Origin of the sequence: Nocardioides albus (genome assembly GCF_014648255.1) — a bacterium.
GTDB classification, from domain to species: domain Bacteria; phylum Actinomycetota; class Actinomycetes; order Propionibacteriales; family Nocardioidaceae; genus Nocardioides; species Nocardioides albus.
Map to the genome: position 1 here is coordinate 73,420 of NZ_BMQT01000009.1, position 15,643 is coordinate 89,062.

13 protein-coding genes and 1 pseudogene are annotated in these 15,643 nt (G+C 68.7%); 12 read left to right on the top strand and 2 right to left on the bottom strand.

What is annotated here, in order from left to right:
* A pseudogene (locus IEY84_RS26805) lies at positions 1-1,407 on the bottom strand (MFS transporter); the annotation flags it as partial.
* Positions 1,408-1,632: 225 nt separating this feature from the next.
* On the opposite strand from IEY84_RS26805, the gene IEY84_RS19065 reads away from it, so the two are divergent.
* Genes IEY84_RS19065 through IEY84_RS19110 form a run of 10 tightly spaced genes read left to right on the top strand, consistent with a single transcriptional unit; the run spans position 1,633 to position 11,439 of the window.
* The gene (locus IEY84_RS19065; protein WP_183545860.1) at positions 1,633-2,655 is read left to right on the top strand and encodes an ABC transporter ATP-binding protein; all 1,023 of its coding nucleotides are present in this window, start codon (positions 1,633-1,635) and stop codon (positions 2,653-2,655) included.
* Complete coding sequence (locus IEY84_RS19070; RefSeq protein WP_183545862.1) at positions 2,652-3,653, top strand: ABC transporter ATP-binding protein; 1,002 nt, start codon at positions 2,652-2,654, stop codon at positions 3,651-3,653. Before IEY84_RS19065 ends, IEY84_RS19070 begins: the two co-directional genes overlap by 4 nt.
* Before the next feature lie 4 nt (positions 3,654-3,657).
* The gene (locus tag IEY84_RS19075; protein WP_183545864.1) at positions 3,658-4,620 is read left to right on the top strand and encodes an ABC transporter permease; all 963 of its coding nucleotides are present in this window, start codon (positions 3,658-3,660) and stop codon (positions 4,618-4,620) included.
* Positions 4,617-5,504 carry an ABC transporter permease gene (locus IEY84_RS19080; RefSeq protein ID WP_183545866.1) on the top strand — a complete coding sequence of 296 codons (888 nt, stop codon included), beginning with the start codon at positions 4,617-4,619 and terminating at the stop codon, positions 5,502-5,504. Before IEY84_RS19075 ends, IEY84_RS19080 begins: the two co-directional genes overlap by 4 nt.
* Before the next feature lie 24 nt (positions 5,505-5,528).
* Positions 5,529-7,175, top strand: coding sequence for an ABC transporter substrate-binding protein (locus IEY84_RS19085; RefSeq protein WP_183545868.1), 1,647 nt, complete (start codon positions 5,529-5,531; stop codon positions 7,173-7,175).
* Positions 7,172-8,038, top strand: coding sequence for an MBL fold metallo-hydrolase (locus tag IEY84_RS19090; protein WP_183545870.1), 867 nt, complete (start codon positions 7,172-7,174; stop codon positions 8,036-8,038). Before IEY84_RS19085 ends, IEY84_RS19090 begins: the two co-directional genes overlap by 4 nt.
* Positions 8,035-8,481, top strand: a complete 447-nt coding sequence (locus IEY84_RS19095; RefSeq protein ID WP_183545872.1) for a Zn-ribbon domain-containing OB-fold protein — start codon at positions 8,035-8,037, stop codon at positions 8,479-8,481. The genes IEY84_RS19090 and IEY84_RS19095 overlap by 4 nt, the downstream gene beginning before the upstream one ends.
* Entirely contained in the window at positions 8,478-9,620 is a 1,143-nt protein-coding gene (locus IEY84_RS19100) for a thiolase C-terminal domain-containing protein (protein WP_183545874.1), read from the top strand. Before IEY84_RS19095 ends, IEY84_RS19100 begins: the two co-directional genes overlap by 4 nt.
* Before the next feature lie 47 nt (positions 9,621-9,667).
* Positions 9,668-10,582 (top strand): SDR family oxidoreductase, encoded by a 915-nt coding sequence (locus tag IEY84_RS19105; protein ID WP_183545876.1) that lies wholly within the window; start codon positions 9,668-9,670, stop codon positions 10,580-10,582.
* Complete coding sequence (locus tag IEY84_RS19110) at positions 10,579-11,439, top strand: MaoC/PaaZ C-terminal domain-containing protein (protein ID WP_183545878.1); 861 nt, start codon at positions 10,579-10,581, stop codon at positions 11,437-11,439. Before IEY84_RS19105 ends, IEY84_RS19110 begins: the two co-directional genes overlap by 4 nt.
* A 39-nt stretch (positions 11,440-11,478) precedes the next feature.
* Here IEY84_RS19110 and IEY84_RS19115 read toward each other — a convergent pair whose 3' ends face one another.
* Entirely contained in the window at positions 11,479-12,120 is a 642-nt protein-coding gene (locus IEY84_RS19115) for a TetR/AcrR family transcriptional regulator (protein ID WP_183545880.1), read from the bottom strand.
* Positions 12,121-12,260: 140 nt separating this feature from the next.
* Here IEY84_RS19115 and IEY84_RS19120 point away from each other — a divergent pair, with 140 nt between their 5' ends.
* On the top strand, positions 12,261-13,433 hold the full coding sequence (locus tag IEY84_RS19120; protein WP_183545882.1) for an acyl-CoA dehydrogenase family protein: 1,173 nt from the start codon (positions 12,261-12,263) through the stop codon (positions 13,431-13,433).
* Positions 13,430-15,553: an acetate--CoA ligase family protein gene (locus tag IEY84_RS19125; RefSeq protein ID WP_183545884.1), complete on the top strand. Its 2,124-nt coding sequence runs from the start codon at positions 13,430-13,432 to the stop codon at positions 15,551-15,553. Before IEY84_RS19120 ends, IEY84_RS19125 begins: the two co-directional genes overlap by 4 nt.
* Positions 15,554-15,643: the final 90 nt, after the last annotated feature.

The following is a 15,643-nucleotide window of genomic DNA, read 5'->3' on the forward strand; positions in this document are numbered from 1 at the left end:
GCGCCGCGGATAGGAGTACCAGGATCCGACCGCACCGAGCGCGAGCAGGAAGAGACAGACCAGCGTGAAGGCAGCGGTGACGGCATCGACACCGTCTGCCGGCACCTTCGCGGCGAGCACTGCCGCCCCCAGACCGGGCGGCAGCAGCGCGGTCAGCAGCGTGAGGGCGACGGCGAGACTGAGGACGTTGCCGGTGTTCTGCAGCATCAGCCGGGTGGCGTTGACGACGCCGAGCGCCTCCTCCGGGGCACGCTCCAGCAGGACCGTGGCATTGGTCCCGATGAACAGGCCCGTCGCCAGCCCGACGATCGCGAGGGTCGCCATCACCAGCCAGGTCTGCTCGAGATGGATCGCGAGCGCCACCAGGGCGACACCGCACGTGCCCACCACCGACCCGCCGGACATGATCTGGTGTGCCGTCCAACGGCGTGAGAGCCGGCCGAGTGTCAGCGAGGCGAGGATCATCCCGATCGGCATCGGCAGCAGCATCATCCCGGCCGTGCCGGGGGCGACGCCGATCACGCTCTGGAAGTAGAGGCTGGCCAGCACGATCAGCGGGAACCTTCCGGCGCCGGTGAAGAAACCGGCCAGAAAGAGCCTCCCCACCCGGCGGATGACGACCACGTCGACCACCGGCGCTGCCGCCCGTCGTTCGATGAGCAGGAGGATCGGAACCAGCAGGATCGACCCCACGATGCAGGCGATCACCAGCGGATGGAGCCAACCGAGATCCGTCATCGACGTGATCCCGAGCGTCAGCATGACCACGCCGACCATGATCACCAGGTTGCCGGGGAGGTCGATCCCGACGGCGCGCTTGTCCACCACAGGGCGCGGCAGCAGCGCATGTCCGGCCGCAAGGGCGATCAGACAGACCGGCACGTTGAACCAGAACACCCACTGCCAGCCGATGTGGTCGACGATCAGGCCACCGACCGTCGGCCCGACCAGGTTGGCGGTCGGGAACGAGGCGGCGTACAGGCCCATGGCACCACCCAGGGAGGCGCGCGGGAAGGCCTGATGGATGAGGGTGGCGCCGTTGCCGATGAGCACCGCGCCACCGATCGCGGAGACCACACGAAGCCCGATGAGCACCTCGACGTTCGGCGCGATACCGGCCAGCAGGCTCGTCACCGAGAAGATCACCAGGCCGCTCAGGTAGAGCCCCCGCTGCCCCCAGACATCGCTGAGGCGACCGAAGAGGAGCAGGCAGGCGGTGTTGGCGACCATGTAGGAGAGCAGCAGCCAGCTCCCCTCCGTCGAGCTCGCCTCGAACTCTCTGCTCAGTGTCGGCAGCGCGACGTTCAGCGAGCTGGCGTTGAGCGCCATCACCGCGCTGACCAGGCAGACCACGATCAAGGTGGAACGCGCTGCGGCCGTCACTTCGGTGGGTTGGGACTCACTCATGCAACCTCCTGCGCCGCGCAGCACGGCGCCACGTGCGTCGTACGCCTCGGCACGACCTGTGTCGAGCGGGGGCGTCCTGGAAAGAAAGTCCGATATCCGGATTGTGACCCTTGACACACCCGTTCGGCGACTCAATGATGAATCCCATCCTAGAGCGTGATTCTAGATTGAGCCACCAGCATCCGCGGCCGGCACCCGATCGCGGAACGAACGGGAGGGTCCGATATGAGAGCACCGACTGGGTCCGCGAATGAGCCGCTCCTGCGGATCGAGGACCTCCATGTTGAGTTTCGGACCGGGGGTGGCACGGTCGAGGCGCTGAACGCCGTCGACCTCTGGATCGACGCGGGCGAGACGGTCGCCGTCGTCGGCGAGTCGGGCTCCGGCAAGAGCGTCACGGCGCTCGCCGTCCTCGGCCTGCTGGGCAACGGCCGGGTCAGCGGCGGCCGGATCACCTGGGACGGCAAGGACATCACCGGCGCCTCCAACAGCGACATGCGCAGCGTCCGGGGCAAGGACATCTCGGTGATCTTCCAGGATCCGATGACCTCTCTCGACCCGCTCTTCACGATCGGCCACCAGCTCGTCGAGGCCTATCGGATCCACCACGACGTCTCGAAGCGGCAAGCACGCGAGCGCGCGGTCGAGCTGCTCGATCTCGTCGGCATCCCGGAGCCCGAGACCAAGGTCAAGGCCTATCCCCACCAGCTCTCCGGCGGGCAGCGGCAGCGGGTCATGATCGCCGGCGCGCTCGCCTGCGACCCGCGCCTGCTCATCGCCGATGAACCGACCACAGCCCTCGACGTGACCGTCGAAGCCCAGGTCCTCGCCCTGATCCGCGACCTCCAGGAACGGACCGGGGTCGGGCTGATGCTCATCACCCACGACATGGGCGTGGTCGCCGAGATGGCCGACCGGGTGGTCGTCTTCTACGCCGGGCAGGTCGTCGAGGCAGGCACCGCGGACGAGATCCTCGACCGACCGCAGCACCCTTACACCCGAGCCCTGCTCGACGCGATCCCGCGACGCGACACCCCGCGCGACCAGGAGATGCCGGCGATCCCGGGCGCGGTCCCGGCGCTCAACGAGATGCCCAGCGGCTGCCGCTTCGCCACCCGTTGCTCCGAGGCCGGCCCCGAGTGCGCAGAGCCCCAGCCGCTGCGGGACCTCGACGGGCGACAGGTCCGCTGCTGGCGCCCCGACGAGGACCACGGCGTTCTCGCCTCGATGGCGGAGGTGGCCCGATGATCGTCCCCGGCGCGACTCCTCTCGTCGAGGCCCACGGACTCGTCAAGCACTTCGGCGACGGCAAGGGTCTCTTCACTCCCCAACGGCCACCGGTACGCGCCGTCGACGGGGTCTCCCTGACCATCAATCGCGGAGAGACGCTCGGCCTGGTCGGCGAGTCCGGCTCCGGCAAGTCGACGCTCGGACGCCTGATCCTGCGGCTGATCGAGCCGACCAGCGGCACGGTCACCTTCGACGGTCAAGACATCGCCACCCTCTCCAAGAGCAGGCTCACTCAGCTTCGCAAGCGCATGCAGCTCGTCTTCCAGGACCCGTTCAGCTCCTTCAACCCGCGGATGACCATCGCGCAGGTGCTGACCGAGCCCATGCTCGTCCACGGCATGGGCGACAGGGCCAGCCGGATCAAACGCGCCAAGGAGCTGCTGGACCTGGTCGGGCTCCCCTCGTTCGCGATGGAGCGCTATCCGCACCAGTTCTCCGGCGGCCAGGCTCAGCGGATCGGGATCGCTCGGGCGCTCTCGACCGACCCGGACCTCATCGTCTGCGACGAGGCGGTCAGCGCTCTCGACGTCTCCGTGCAGGCACAGGTGCTCAACCTGCTCAAGGAGGTCCAGCGCGAGCTCGGCCTCTCCTACCTCTTCATCGCCCACGACCTCAACGTGGTGCGCTACATCTCCGATCGAGTCTGCGTGATGTACCTCGGCAAGCTCGCCGAGGTTGCCCACGCCGACGACATCAGCGAGCGACCGAGACATCCCTACTCCCAGGCGCTGATGGCGTCGATCCCCTCCCCCGACGCCCACCACGAGCTGCGTACGCCGCTGGCCGGTGAGATCCCCAGCCCGCGCCGGCCACCTGCCGGTTGCCGGTTCCATCCACGCTGCAGCCAGCGGATCGACGGCTGTGACCGCGACGAGCCGGAGCTGCTGACCATCGGTAGCAACAGCGAGGCCCGCAGCGTCGCCTGCCACCTCTTCGACCCCACTTCAGCGAGGTGATCGCATGCTTCTCTACGCCGGACGACGTCTGACCTACGGCCTGCTGGTGCTCGCCCTGGTCGCCGTGCTGGTCTTCCTCATCATCCGCCTGATCCCTGGCGACGTCGTCCGGCTCCAGCTGGCCGACGCCCCCGGAGTCACCCAGGCCCAGATCGACCAGCGGACCGCCGAGCTCGGGTTGGACGAGCCGATCCTGACCCAGTTCGGCCACTTCGTGGGCGGGCTGCTCCACGGCGACCTGGGCACCTCGTTCGAGGATGGTCGACCGGTCACGACCAAGATCCTCGAGCGCCTGCCGGCCACCCTCGAGCTCGGTCTGCTCGCCATCCTCTTCGGCGTCCTGCTCGGAGTGCCGTTCGGCATGCTCTCCGCGATCCGACACCACAGCATCACCGACAACGTGATGCGCTTCCTCGCGGTCATCGGGATGTCGCTGCCGAACTTCTGGCTGGCGCTCCTCCTGATCACCTTCCTGGCTCTGTGGTTCGGCTGGTCCCCACCTCTGGTCTACGTCTCCCCGACCGAAGACCTCGGACAGAACCTGGTCCACATGCTGCTCCCGGCGATCGCTCTGGGCGCCGCGACGATGGCGAGCATCGCCCGGATGCTGCGGTCCTCGCTGCTGGAGGTGCTCGGCTCCAACTTCATCCGGACCATCCGCTCCCGCGGCGCGTCCGAGCGCGTGGTCGTGCTCAAGCACGCCGGCCGAAGCTCGATGATCCCGGTCTTCACCGTGCTCGGCCTGCAGGTCGGTCACATCCTCGGCGGCACCGTCATCCTCGAGCGGATCTTCGCCATCCCGGGTATGGGGTCGCTGATCTTCGAGGCGGTCGGGCAGCGCGACTACCCCGTCATCCTCGGCTGCGTCATCTTCTACGGCGCGATCTTCATCCTCGTCAACGTCGTGGTCGACCTGCTCTACGCGGTCATCGACCCCCGGATCCGGTACGAAGGAGCCACCGCATGAGCATTGCAATCTCCGGAACCGCGCGTGCCGCCCGCCGCCCCAAGACCCGCAGCGGCCTGGTCCGGTTCGCCACCGAACAGCCGCTCGGCGCCATCGCCCTCGTCCTGATCACGCTCTTCGTGGTCGTCGCCGTCCTGGCGCCCTGGATCGCTCCGTACGACCCGCTCGCCCAGGACCGGGTCAACATCCTGACCCCGCCCGGGGTCGGCGGCCATCCCGCAGGCACCGACGAGCTCGGCCGAGACGTCTTGAGCCGGTCGCTCTACGGCGCCCGGACCTCGCTGCTGATCGCGGTCGCCACCCTCGCCCTCGGGGGACTGATCGGTCTGGTCATCGGGGTCGTCTCCGGCTACTTCGGCGGCACCTGGGTCGACTCCGTCCTGCAGCGGATCATGGACGCGCTGATGGCGATCCCCTCGATCGTGCTGCTGCTCTTCGTGGCCGCCCTGCTCGGGCCGAGCGTACGCAACACCGTGATCGCCCTGAGCCTGCTGGTGATCCCCTCGATCAACCGTGTGGCACGCGGCGAGATGCTCCGCATCCGTGAGGAGCCGTACGTCGAGGCCGCCCGCTCGGTCGGCTGCAGCACCCCGCGGATCCTGGTCCGCTACGGCTTGCCGAACCTGATGGCCCCGCTCTTCGTCATGGGCTCCCTGCTCTTCGCCGTCATCCTCATCGCCGAGTCCGCTCTCAGCTTCTTGGGCATCGGCACCCCGCCACCCACGCCCTCGTGGGGCCGGATGCTCAGCGAAGGCCGCAGCCAGCTCGAGATCGCTCCGTGGATGACCGTCGTTCCCGGTCTGATCCTCTCCGTGTCCGTCCTGGCGTTCAACCTGCTCGGTGACGCCATGCGCGACTTCCTCGACCCCAAACAGCGCCGCTAGCCCATCCCATCCAAGGAGTCCGTGATGTCCCACACCATGCTTCGTCTCAAGAGATCACCGGGCCGGACCGTCGGCGCAGCCGTCGCCGCCGCCTGTCTCGCCCTGACCGCCGCCTGCGGCACGGGCGCAGACACCTCCGGGAAAGGCAAGATCGTCGAGGACGCGGGGCCGCCCCAGGACGGCGGCATCCTGCACACGGCGGCCACCACCGACGCCCCTTCGCTGGACATCCACAAGGAGGCGTCCTACATGACCCACGTCGCGGTCGGGACCGTCTACAGCCGGCTGGTCGCGCCGAAGACCGGCCAGGACGTCGAGTACGGCTCCAGCGAGCTCGAGGGCGACCTGGCCGAGAAGTGGTCGAAGTCGGACGACCTGAAGACCTGGACCTTCAACCTCCGGCAGGGTGTGAAGTTCCACGACAAGCCGCCGGTCGACGGCCGCGAGCTCACCTCGGCCGACGTGAAGTGCACGGTCGATCGGATCAAGAGCCTGCCCGGGCACCAGCTCGGCCTGGTCGCCAACGTCGCCGAGCTGGAGACCCCCGACCCGTACACCGTGGTCTTCACGCTCCAGTCGGCGAACACCGCCTTCGACCAGACGATGGCCAACCCGTTCATGTCGATCCTCCCCTGCGAGGGCACCAAGGGCGAGTTCGACCTGGCCGAGGACGCCATCGGCACCGGTCCGTTCATGCTGAAGAGCTGGAAGCGCGACCAGGAGCGCGTCATGGAGAAGAACCCCGACTACTTCGTCGAGGGTCTCCCCCACCTGGACGGCATCCAGACCACCGTGCTCCCCGACGCGCAGGCACAGATCGCTGCGCTGCGCAGCGGCAAGCTCGACATGATCTCCTCGCTCTCCACCGAGAAGCGCCAGGTCGACCAGCTCCTCAACCAGATCGACGGGTTGCAGCTGCGTACCGAGAAGGGCATCACCCAGACCCGGGTCTTCATGAACGCAGCCGAAGGGCCGTTCAGCAAGCTCGAGGTCCGTCGCGCGGTCGCGCACGCGATCGACAAGGAAGGCATGATCAAGGCGCTCCGCTCGGGCGGGACGCTCACCGGCCCGATCACGCCCACGCTGTTCGGCGCACTGCCCCAGGACGAGGTCGACGAGCTGTTGGAGTACGACCCCGAGAAGGCCAAGGAGCTGCTGGCAGAGGCCGGGTACCCGAACGGCTTCGAGGCCGACCTGGTCGCCACCGACGGCTACGGCGAGACGATCCTGCGCGAGGCCCAGTGGATCCAGGAGGACCTCGGCAAGATCGGCATCAAGCTGACCATCGACCAGCAGGACTACGCCACCTACGTCAGCTCCACGTGGCCCGAGACGAAGTACGACATCATGTACGGCCTGCAGACCCCCATGCTGACGGCCGACGAGTACCTCACCTCGGAATACACCAGCACCGGGACCCGCAACTGGTCGAAGGTCGACGACCCCGAGCTCGACAAGATGGTCGCCGCCCAGCGTGTCATCACCGACGAGGCCGAGCGGGAGAAGGCGCTGCAGGACATCGAGCGCTACATCATGGAGAACGTCTCCACCCCGCTGCCGCTCTACGCGTACGACACCCAGACGCTCTACTCGGGCAAGGTCCACGACTACCACCCCCACCCGGACTACTCCTCCCGCGAGCTCCAGAACATGTGGATGGAGCAGGAGTGAGCAGCGGCCCTCCCGTGCGGGAGGACTCCTGTCGCATCGATGCGATCTGGGACGTCGGCGAGGCCCCGCCGCGACCGGAGGAGCCGGTGGAGGTCACCGGCGGCGTCCACCTGCTGCTCGCGCCGAACGCCAACCACTGGACGTACGAGGGCACGAACACCTGGATCGTCGTCGGGGACGGTCGGGCGGTGGTCATCGACCCCGGTCCGACCGACCCCGGCCATCTGGACCGGATCGACGAGGTGGTCCGCGATGCGGGTGCCCGCGTCGAGACGGTTCTCCTCAGCCACCATCACGGCGACCACTCCCAGGCCGCCCATGCAGTCGCCGAGCGCTGGCAGGCCGCGATCAGACCACGGATCCAGCAGGGGGTCATCCCCGACGGGAGCCGGCTCGACCTGGGCCGGCGTACAGAGATCCGCACCCTCTCCACCCCCGGGCACACATCCGACGGCGTGAGCTTCTCGCTCGGCGACCGACGCGTGATGCTCACCGGCGACACCGTGCTGGCCCGGTTCAACCCGTACATCTCGCATCCTGACGGCACCGTCGCGGACATCCTCGGCTCGATGGCCAGGATCGCCGACCTTGTCGACGACGACTGGATCCTGCTGCCGGGCCACGGGCCGGCAGTGCGCGAGCCGACCACCTACCTGCACGCGCGGATCACCGACAGGCAGCGCCGGATCGACCAGGTCGCCGGGCTGCTCGCCGACGGGGTGGCACGCGAGCAGATCACCGACCACGTCTACGCCAAGGTCGACGACCAACGTCGTCCGGCCGCTCGGGCCTCGGTCGAGGCCATCCTGCACTACCTCGACACTCGTGCCCTCGGAGCGCGGGAGAAAGGCAGCACCGTATGACCACGAAGGACCCCGAGGTGTCTCCGGAGGCGCGGTTCGCGCCGCGGGCGACGCCGGAGACCCAGCCCTACTGGGACGCCACCGCCGCCGGCAGGCTCGATCTGCCGAGGTGCAGACCGTGCGACCAGGTCTTCTTCTACCCGCGCTCGTCCTGCCCGCGGTGCGGTTCCACCGACCTGGAGTGGGTGACCTGCTCGGGCAGGGGCCTGCTGCACACCTACGTCGTCTCCCACCGACCCGCACCCGGCTTCCCGGTGCCGACCGTGATCGCCGTCGTCGAGCTCGAGGAAGGCCCCCGGATGATGACCAACCTCGTCGATGCCGAGCCGGAGACGCTCGAGCTCGACATGCCCGTGGAGGTGCGGTTCGAGCAGCGTACGGGCGTTGCCGTTCCCGTCTTCGTCCCGGTGAGCGAGAACGCTGCGAAGGAGGAGGCCCGATGAGTCGCGACGTCGTCATCATGGGCGCGGCCGAGACCGACATCGGCAAGCTGCCCCACACCTCGACCCTCGAGCTGCATGTCGAGGGTGCCCGTCGGGCGCTCGCCGACGCGAACCTGACCAAGGATCAGGTCGACGGGATCGCCTCGGTCTCGGTTCCCGGCCCGATCCAGGTCTCGCACGCCCTCGGGATCACCCCGACCTACGTCGACGGCACCGGCGTCGGCGGCTCCTCCTTCCTCTTCCACGTACGTCACGCGACAGCGGCGATCAAGGCGGGCTACGCCGACGTCGTGCTGATCACCCACGGCGAGTCCGGGCGGTCCCGGGTGGGCGCACCACCGTTTCCCCGCGGGAACGACTCGGTGATGGCGCAGTTCGAGATGCCGTACGGGATCGTCGGTCCGCCGACCAGCTTCACCGTGCCGGCCCGCCGGTTCCTGCACGAGACCGACAACACCCTCGAGCAGCTCGCCGAGGTCGCGGTCGCCCAACGGCGCTGGGCCGCCCGCAACCCTCGGGCGATGTTCCGGGACGAGGTCACCGTCGACGACGTCCTCGGCGCCAAGATGATCGCCGACCCGTTCACGTTGCTGATGTGCTGCCTGGTGACCGACGGTGGCGGAGCCCTGGTCGTCGCCTCGCGGGAGTTCGCCGAGGCGCACGGCAGCGACAAGCCGCTGGTCCACATCCTCGGCACCGGCGAAGCGGCCACCACGCCGCTGATCTCGCAGATGGAGGACATGACCCGCTGCAAGCAGTTCACGCTGTCCAGCCAGGCGGCGTTCAAGGAGTCCGGCACCTCGCCCGCGGACATCGACCATCTGATGATCTACGACGCCTTCGCGCACGTCCCTCTCTACGGCCTCGAGGACATGGGTTTCGTCGGCCGCGGGGAGTCGGGGGCGTTCGTCGCCGATGGCCACACCTCGCCCGGCGGGCGGCTGCCGATGAACACCAACGGCGGCGGGATGTCCTACACCCACACCGGCATGTACGGGATGTTCGCGATCCAGGAGTCCGTACGCCAGCTGCGCGGCGAGGCCGCCGCGCAGGTCGACGACGTCAGCACCAGCCTGGTGCTCGGCAACGGCGGCATGTTCATGAGCGCGGCGACCCTGATCCTCGCCAACCAGCCCTGACCAGCCCTGAACCAGCACTGACCCCACCACCCGAAGGAGCAGGACCCATGGCAGACACCGACCGACAGGTCGTCATCATCACCGGCGCCGGGCGTGGACTCGGCCGCGCCCACGCCCTCGAGTTCGCGCGGCGTGGAGCCGTCGTCGTGGTCAACGACCTCGGCGCCGGCCTCGACGGCACCGGCAAGGCCGACGACCCCGCCCAGCAGGTCGTCGAGGAGGTGCGCGCACTCGGCGGCGAGGCGATCGCCAACGGCAGCGACATCAGTGATCCCGAAGGCGCGCAGAAGCTGTTCCAGGACGCCCTCAACGAGTGGGGCAAGGTCGACGTCCTGGTCAACAACGCCGGCATCCTGCGCGACCGGATGCTGGTCAACATGTCCATCGACGAGTGGGACGCCGTCGTCAAGGTCCATCTCCGCGGCACCTTCGCGCCGATGAGCGTGGCCGCCCAGCACTGGCGCGAGCTCTCCAAGAACGGCGAGGACGTCGATGCCCGGATCATCAACACCACGTCCTCATCGGGCATCTACGGCAACCCGGGACAGATCAACTACGGCGCCGCCAAGGCCGGGATCGCGGCGATGACCGTGATCGCCGCCCAGGAGCTGCGCCGCTACGGCATCACGGTCAACGCGATCGCCCCGGCCGCGCTGACCCGGATGACCGAGAACCTCAACCCCAACCGGCCTCAGGTGGCCGAGGGCGAGTGGAACCCGGGCGCACCGGAGAACGTCTCCCCTGTGGTCGCCTGGCTGGCCTCGCCGTCCGCGCGCGAGGTGACCGGCCGCGTCTTCAACGTACGTGGTGGACACGTCAGCGTGGCCGAGGGCTGGGTCGCCGGCCCGACCGAGGAGAAGGACGGGCCGTGGACCGTCGAGGAGCTCGACGTGGTGCTTCCCAGCATGATCGCTGACGCTCGCGCGAACTCGCTCACCAACGGAAGGACCCCCGAGGCATGAGTCTCGACCAGTCCGTCATCGGCGTACGCTCCGAGCCCGAGGCGCGCTCCTGGACCAGCGCCGACACCCTGTTGTACGCCCTCGGGGTCGGTGCCGGTCACGACGATCCGCTCAGCGATCTGGCCTACACCACCGAGCACGGGGACGACGCGTGCCCGGAGCAGAAGGTGCTGCCCACCTTCGGGGTGATGGTCACCTGGGGCGCCAGGCGCGGGGGGCGGAAGATGGGCGACTTCAACCCCGCCATGCTGGTCCACGCCGAGCAGGAGGTCGTCCTCCATCGCCCGCTGACCGCGTCAGGTACGGTCTCGCTCACCTCCCAGGTGACCGGCATGTACGACAAGGGCTCGGGAGCCCTGGTCACGAGCGAGGCCGAGGCGGTCGACCCGGGCTCCGGCGACCCCGTCGTGACCACCCGAAGCTCGGTGTTCATCCGCGGAGAAGGCGGCTTCGGCGGCGATCCTGGTCCCAAGGCGGTCTCGCCGATCCCGGAGCGTGACCCCGACGCGGTGGCGGCGATGCCGACCTGGCCCGGCCAGGCGCTGCTCTACCGCCTCAGCGGCGACCGCAATCCCCTGCACTCGGACCCGCGCTTCTCCGCGCGGGGAGGCTTCGAACGCCCGATCCTGCACGGGCTCTGCACCTACGGGGTCACCGGCCGAGCGCTGCTACGTACGATCGCCGAAGGCGACGGGGACCGGCTGGCGACGATGAGCGGGCGTTTCTCCGCACCAGTCCTCCCCGGGGAGGCCCTTCAGGTCGCGATGTGGCGCGTCGACGACGCCACGACTGCCTTCCAGACCCGAAAGGAGGACGGCACCGTGGTCATCGACCGTGGAGTGGCCACCTGGCGCTGATCGTCGCTCTCGGTGGTCGCGCTAGGCCTCGGGCTCTGCTCAGAGGCCCGCGGGCACGTCCGCGGTGAGCTCGCCGTCGAAGAGCCGTTGGGCCAGCGCGATCGCGTGCCGGGCGACCCTCCTCGCCTGGCGCTTGGTCTCGCACCCGGCCGTCATCCGGGCCGCCTCACCGATGAGCGCGGTCAGGATCGCACCCAGGAGCTTGTCCTCGTCGCTGGCACCGAGGCCGAGGACCTGCAGGTTGCGGCGGATCCACTCGGTGTTGCGGCGTCGGCGCATCACCTCGAATCCGGGCGGGCCGTCTCCGGCGTAGAAGACCGGGAGCAGCTCGCGGTCCTCCCAGACGGCGTCGAGATAGGCCAGTGCACCTGCTTCGAACTGGTCGAGCGGCGACTCCACGCCGCTCTTGCGGATCTTCGCCACGCTCGCAGCCGCAGCGGCCGCGAGCCGGTCGACGTACTCCTCCCACAGCGCGAGGTAGAGCTGTTCCTTGCCACCGAAGTGGTGGTAGACGCTGCCGACGCTGGAGTCCGCGCGGGCGACGACGTCGGACACGCTCGCCACCGTGTAGCCCTTCTCGGCGAAGACCTCCCGCGAGGCGTCCAAGAGCTGACGACGCGTCTCCTCGGTCCTGGCCCAACGACGCCCTCCGGGGCTCTGCGGTTCGACCTCTAGCGACATCGTTCACTCCTCGTCGTCCTGCGGGATCTTCTCAGAATATGCGCAATTCCTCTTGACGACGAACCGCGACTGCGTGACGCTTCTCATAGTCCATTCTAGAAAATGATTCTAGAAACTCACTCTAACTGAAGGAGCGGGCAATGATCGACTTCGCGCTGGGAGAAGAGCATCGAGCGGTCAAGGAGGCGGTTCGCCAGTTCATCACCAAAGAGGTGATGCCACTGGAGGACCAGGTTCTCCTCAACGAGCGAAACGGCAGGCCGGCCCTCGAGCCGGGCCAGCTCAAGGACCTGCAGGCAAAGGCCCGCAAGTACGGCTACTGGGGCATCAACACGCCGGAGGAGTACGGCGGCATGGCCGCAGGCGCCCTGATGTCGGCGATCATCGCCGGCGAGGCCGGCCGCACCTTCGTGCCGTTCCGCTTCGGCGGCAGCGCGGACAACATCCTCTACGCCGGCACCGAGGCGCAGAAGCAGGAATACCTCATCCCCACCATCGAGGGCGATCGCCGCAGCTGCTTCGCCATCACCGAGCCCGGCGCTGGCTCCGACGCCCGCAACATCCGGACCAGGGCGGTCCGTGACGGCGACGACTGGGTGATCAACGGCGAGAAGGTCTTCATCACCAACGGCAACGAGGCCGACTTCGTCATGGTCTTCGCCGTCACGGACCCGGACAAGGGTGCCGATGGCGGGGTCACCTGCTTCCTGGTCGACCGCGCGATGGGCTGGGAGTCCACGCCCATCCCGACCATGGGTGAGTGGGGCCCGGGTGCGCTGAGCTTCCAGGACGTCCGGGTCCCGAACGATCACATCCTCGGAGAGGAGGGCAAGGGCTTCGAGCTGGCGATGCAGTGGATCGGCAACGGTCGCTTCATGATCCCGGCCGGAGCCATCGGTGCGGCCGAACGCATGCTCGAGATGGCCATCGAGCACGCCAACAACCGGCACTCGATGGGTCAGCCGATCGCGAACTACCAGTTCATCCAGGGTCACATCGCCGACAGCGCCGTCGAGCTGGAGGCCGCGCGCTGGCTGACCCTGCACGCCGCCTGGCAGGTCGAGAACGGCGTCGACGCCCGGCACACCTCGTCGATCGCGAAGCTGTACGGCACCAACATGGCCAACCGCGTCGTCGACCGGGTTCTCCAGATCCACGGCGGCATGGGCTACACCAAGGAGCTCCCGCTGGAGCGCTGGTACCGCGAGCTCCGCCTGCTACGCATCTTCGAGGGCACCGACGAGATCCAGCGCCGCACGATCGCGCGAAACCTCCTCAAGGGCCACGTCAAGGTGGGAGCGTCGCTGGCATGAGCACGCTCGACGCCGATCGACTTCAGGAGTTCTTCAGCCCGAAGTCGGTCGCCCTGGTCGGGGCGACCGACAAGTCCGGCTGGTCCATGAGCACCTACAACAACCTTCTCCAGCACGGCTTCGCCGGGGAGGTGCACCTGGTGAACCCGAAGACGCCTGTCGTCCACGGCGTCGAGACCCACCGCAGCCTCACCGACATCCCCGGCCCGGTCGACCTCGCCTACGTCATGACGCCGATCGGGGTCGTGCCGCGGATCCTGGAGGAGGGTGCGGCCCGCGGCATCCGGAACTACGTCATCCTCACCGCCGGCTACGGCGAGGTAGGCGGTGAGGGCGTGGTCCGCGAGCAGGAGGTCGCCGACATCGCCCGCCGGCACGACCTCACCGTCCTCGGCCCCAACGGGAACGGGTTCATCAACGCGGCCGACTCGATCACTCCGTACGGGTTGCCGATCCCTCCCCCGCTCCTGGGCGGTTCGGTCGGAGTCGTGCTGCAGAGCGGTGCGTTGGCCAGCAACGTGCTGGCCTTCGCCCAGGCACGCAACATCGGGATCTCGCTGCTGGTCTCGATGGGCAACGAGACCGCGATGTCGGTGACCGACGTGATGAACGCGCTGGTCGACTCACCGAACACGAAGGTGATCGCGCTCTTCCTGGAGAGCATCCGGCACCCGGAAGAGTTCGCCGACATCGCCAGGCGGGCTCTGGCGGCGGGCAAACCGATCGTGGCCCTCAAGATCGGTCGCAGCGTCAAGGCGTCTCGGACCGCTCAGGCCCACACCGGTGCGCTGGTCGGCGACGACAAGACCGTCGACGCCGCCTTCCGCCAGCTCGGGGTGATCCGCGTGGGCTCGCTGGAGGATCTGATGGTCACCGCCGGCATGCTCGCCGAGACCGGTCCTCTCCCGGGCAACCGGATCGGCGTCGTCACCCCCTCTGGCGGCGCCTCCGAGATCATCTCCGACCGGGCCGAGGACGAGGGGCTGGAGCTGCCGGAGTTCGCCGAGGCGACCACGACAGCGCTCCGGGGCGTACTGCCGCCGTTCGCGACGCCGAACAACCCGCTCGACGTCACGGGATACGTCCTGCTCGACCGCCAGCTCATGTCGAAGGCCCTCGACGTGGTCGCCGCCGATCCTGGTGTCGACATCATCATGCTGCTGCAGGACATGCCGCGGGCGACGCCGGACTTCGATCTGGCGGTGGAGACCTACCGGCACACCGGCGGGGTGATCCGTTCCTCGCCGAAGCCGGTGGTGATCGTGGGCAATGTCCTGGTCGACGTGAGCGAGACCGGGCGAGCTCTGCGGGAGGCGTCGAACTATCCGCAGATCGCGGGCGGTATCGAGCACGGGATGACCGCGTTGGGTCACGCGGTGCGCTGGTCGGAGACGTACCGGCGTCATCAGGCGGGCGCCGACACGCCGTTCTCGGTCGAGATCGAGGTCCCGGACGGGCTGCCCGCACGCACCGGGACCTGGACCGAGCGCCACGCCGGGGGCTTCCTGGCCGCGAACCGCATCCCGATGGTGCCGTCGCGGGTCGCCACCTCCCCCGACGAGGCCGCGCGCCTTGCCGAGGAGGTCGGTTTTCCCGTGGTGCTGAAAGCGGCGGCCGACGATCTGGAGCACAAGAGCGACCTCGGCGGCGTGGAGCTCGGTCTGCACGATGCCGATTCGGTCCGCGCCGCTGCCGTGCGGATCGCCGACTCGCTGGCGAGATCGGGCCACGACGGCACCACGACGATCGTCCAGCCGATGCGATCAGGTGGCACGGAGCTGCTCGTCGGGGTCGTCCGCGATCCGTCCTGGGGCCTCACCCTGGCGGTGGCCATGGGCGGCATCTGGGTCGAGATCCTCGGCGACTCCCAGCTGCGGCTGCTGCCGGTCTCGGAGGCCGAGGCCCGGCAGGCGGTCGAGTCGCTGCGCAGCGTCGCCGTCCTCCGTGGCGCTCGCGGCCAGACACCGGTCGACCTGGACGAGCTCGCGGCAGTGGTCGCCAGGATCGGCGCCATCGCCGGGGCCCTGGGCGACGAGCTCGAGTCGCTCGAGGTCAACCCGCTGCTCGTCTCCGGAGATCGAATCGAGGCGCTCGACGCGCTGATCACCTGGCGCGCCTGACCGTCCCCGCCGCGGCCCGGGATGTGAACTGCATCCCGGGCCGCTAGATTTCCCTCACCAGTCGGTCGAGGAGGAGCTCAGATGCCCACA

Excerpts from the sequence above, each read along its gene's own strand:
- IEY84_RS19065 (WP_183545860.1), top strand. The coding sequence starts at position 1,633 with ATGAGAGCACCGACTGGGTCCGCGAATGAGCCGCTCCTGCGGATCGAG.
- IEY84_RS19070 (WP_183545862.1), top strand. The coding sequence starts at position 2,652 with ATGATCGTCCCCGGCGCGACTCCTCTCGTCGAGGCCCACGGACTCGTC.
- IEY84_RS19075 (WP_183545864.1), top strand. The coding sequence starts at position 3,658 with ATGCTTCTCTACGCCGGACGACGTCTGACCTACGGCCTGCTGGTGCTC.
- IEY84_RS19080 (WP_183545866.1), top strand. The coding sequence starts at position 4,617 with ATGAGCATTGCAATCTCCGGAACCGCGCGTGCCGCCCGCCGCCCCAAG.
- IEY84_RS19085 (WP_183545868.1), top strand. The coding sequence starts at position 5,529 with ATGTCCCACACCATGCTTCGTCTCAAGAGATCACCGGGCCGGACCGTC.
- IEY84_RS19095 (WP_183545872.1), top strand. The coding sequence starts at position 8,035 with ATGACCACGAAGGACCCCGAGGTGTCTCCGGAGGCGCGGTTCGCGCCG.
- IEY84_RS19100 (WP_183545874.1), top strand. The coding sequence starts at position 8,478 with ATGAGTCGCGACGTCGTCATCATGGGCGCGGCCGAGACCGACATCGGC.
- IEY84_RS19105 (WP_183545876.1), top strand. The coding sequence starts at position 9,668 with ATGGCAGACACCGACCGACAGGTCGTCATCATCACCGGCGCCGGGCGT.
- IEY84_RS19110 (WP_183545878.1), top strand. The coding sequence starts at position 10,579 with ATGAGTCTCGACCAGTCCGTCATCGGCGTACGCTCCGAGCCCGAGGCG.
- IEY84_RS19115 (WP_183545880.1), bottom strand. The coding sequence starts at position 12,120 with ATGTCGCTAGAGGTCGAACCGCAGAGCCCCGGAGGGCGTCGTTGGGCC.
- IEY84_RS19120 (WP_183545882.1), top strand. The coding sequence starts at position 12,261 with ATGATCGACTTCGCGCTGGGAGAAGAGCATCGAGCGGTCAAGGAGGCG.
- IEY84_RS19125 (WP_183545884.1), top strand. The coding sequence starts at position 13,430 with ATGAGCACGCTCGACGCCGATCGACTTCAGGAGTTCTTCAGCCCGAAG.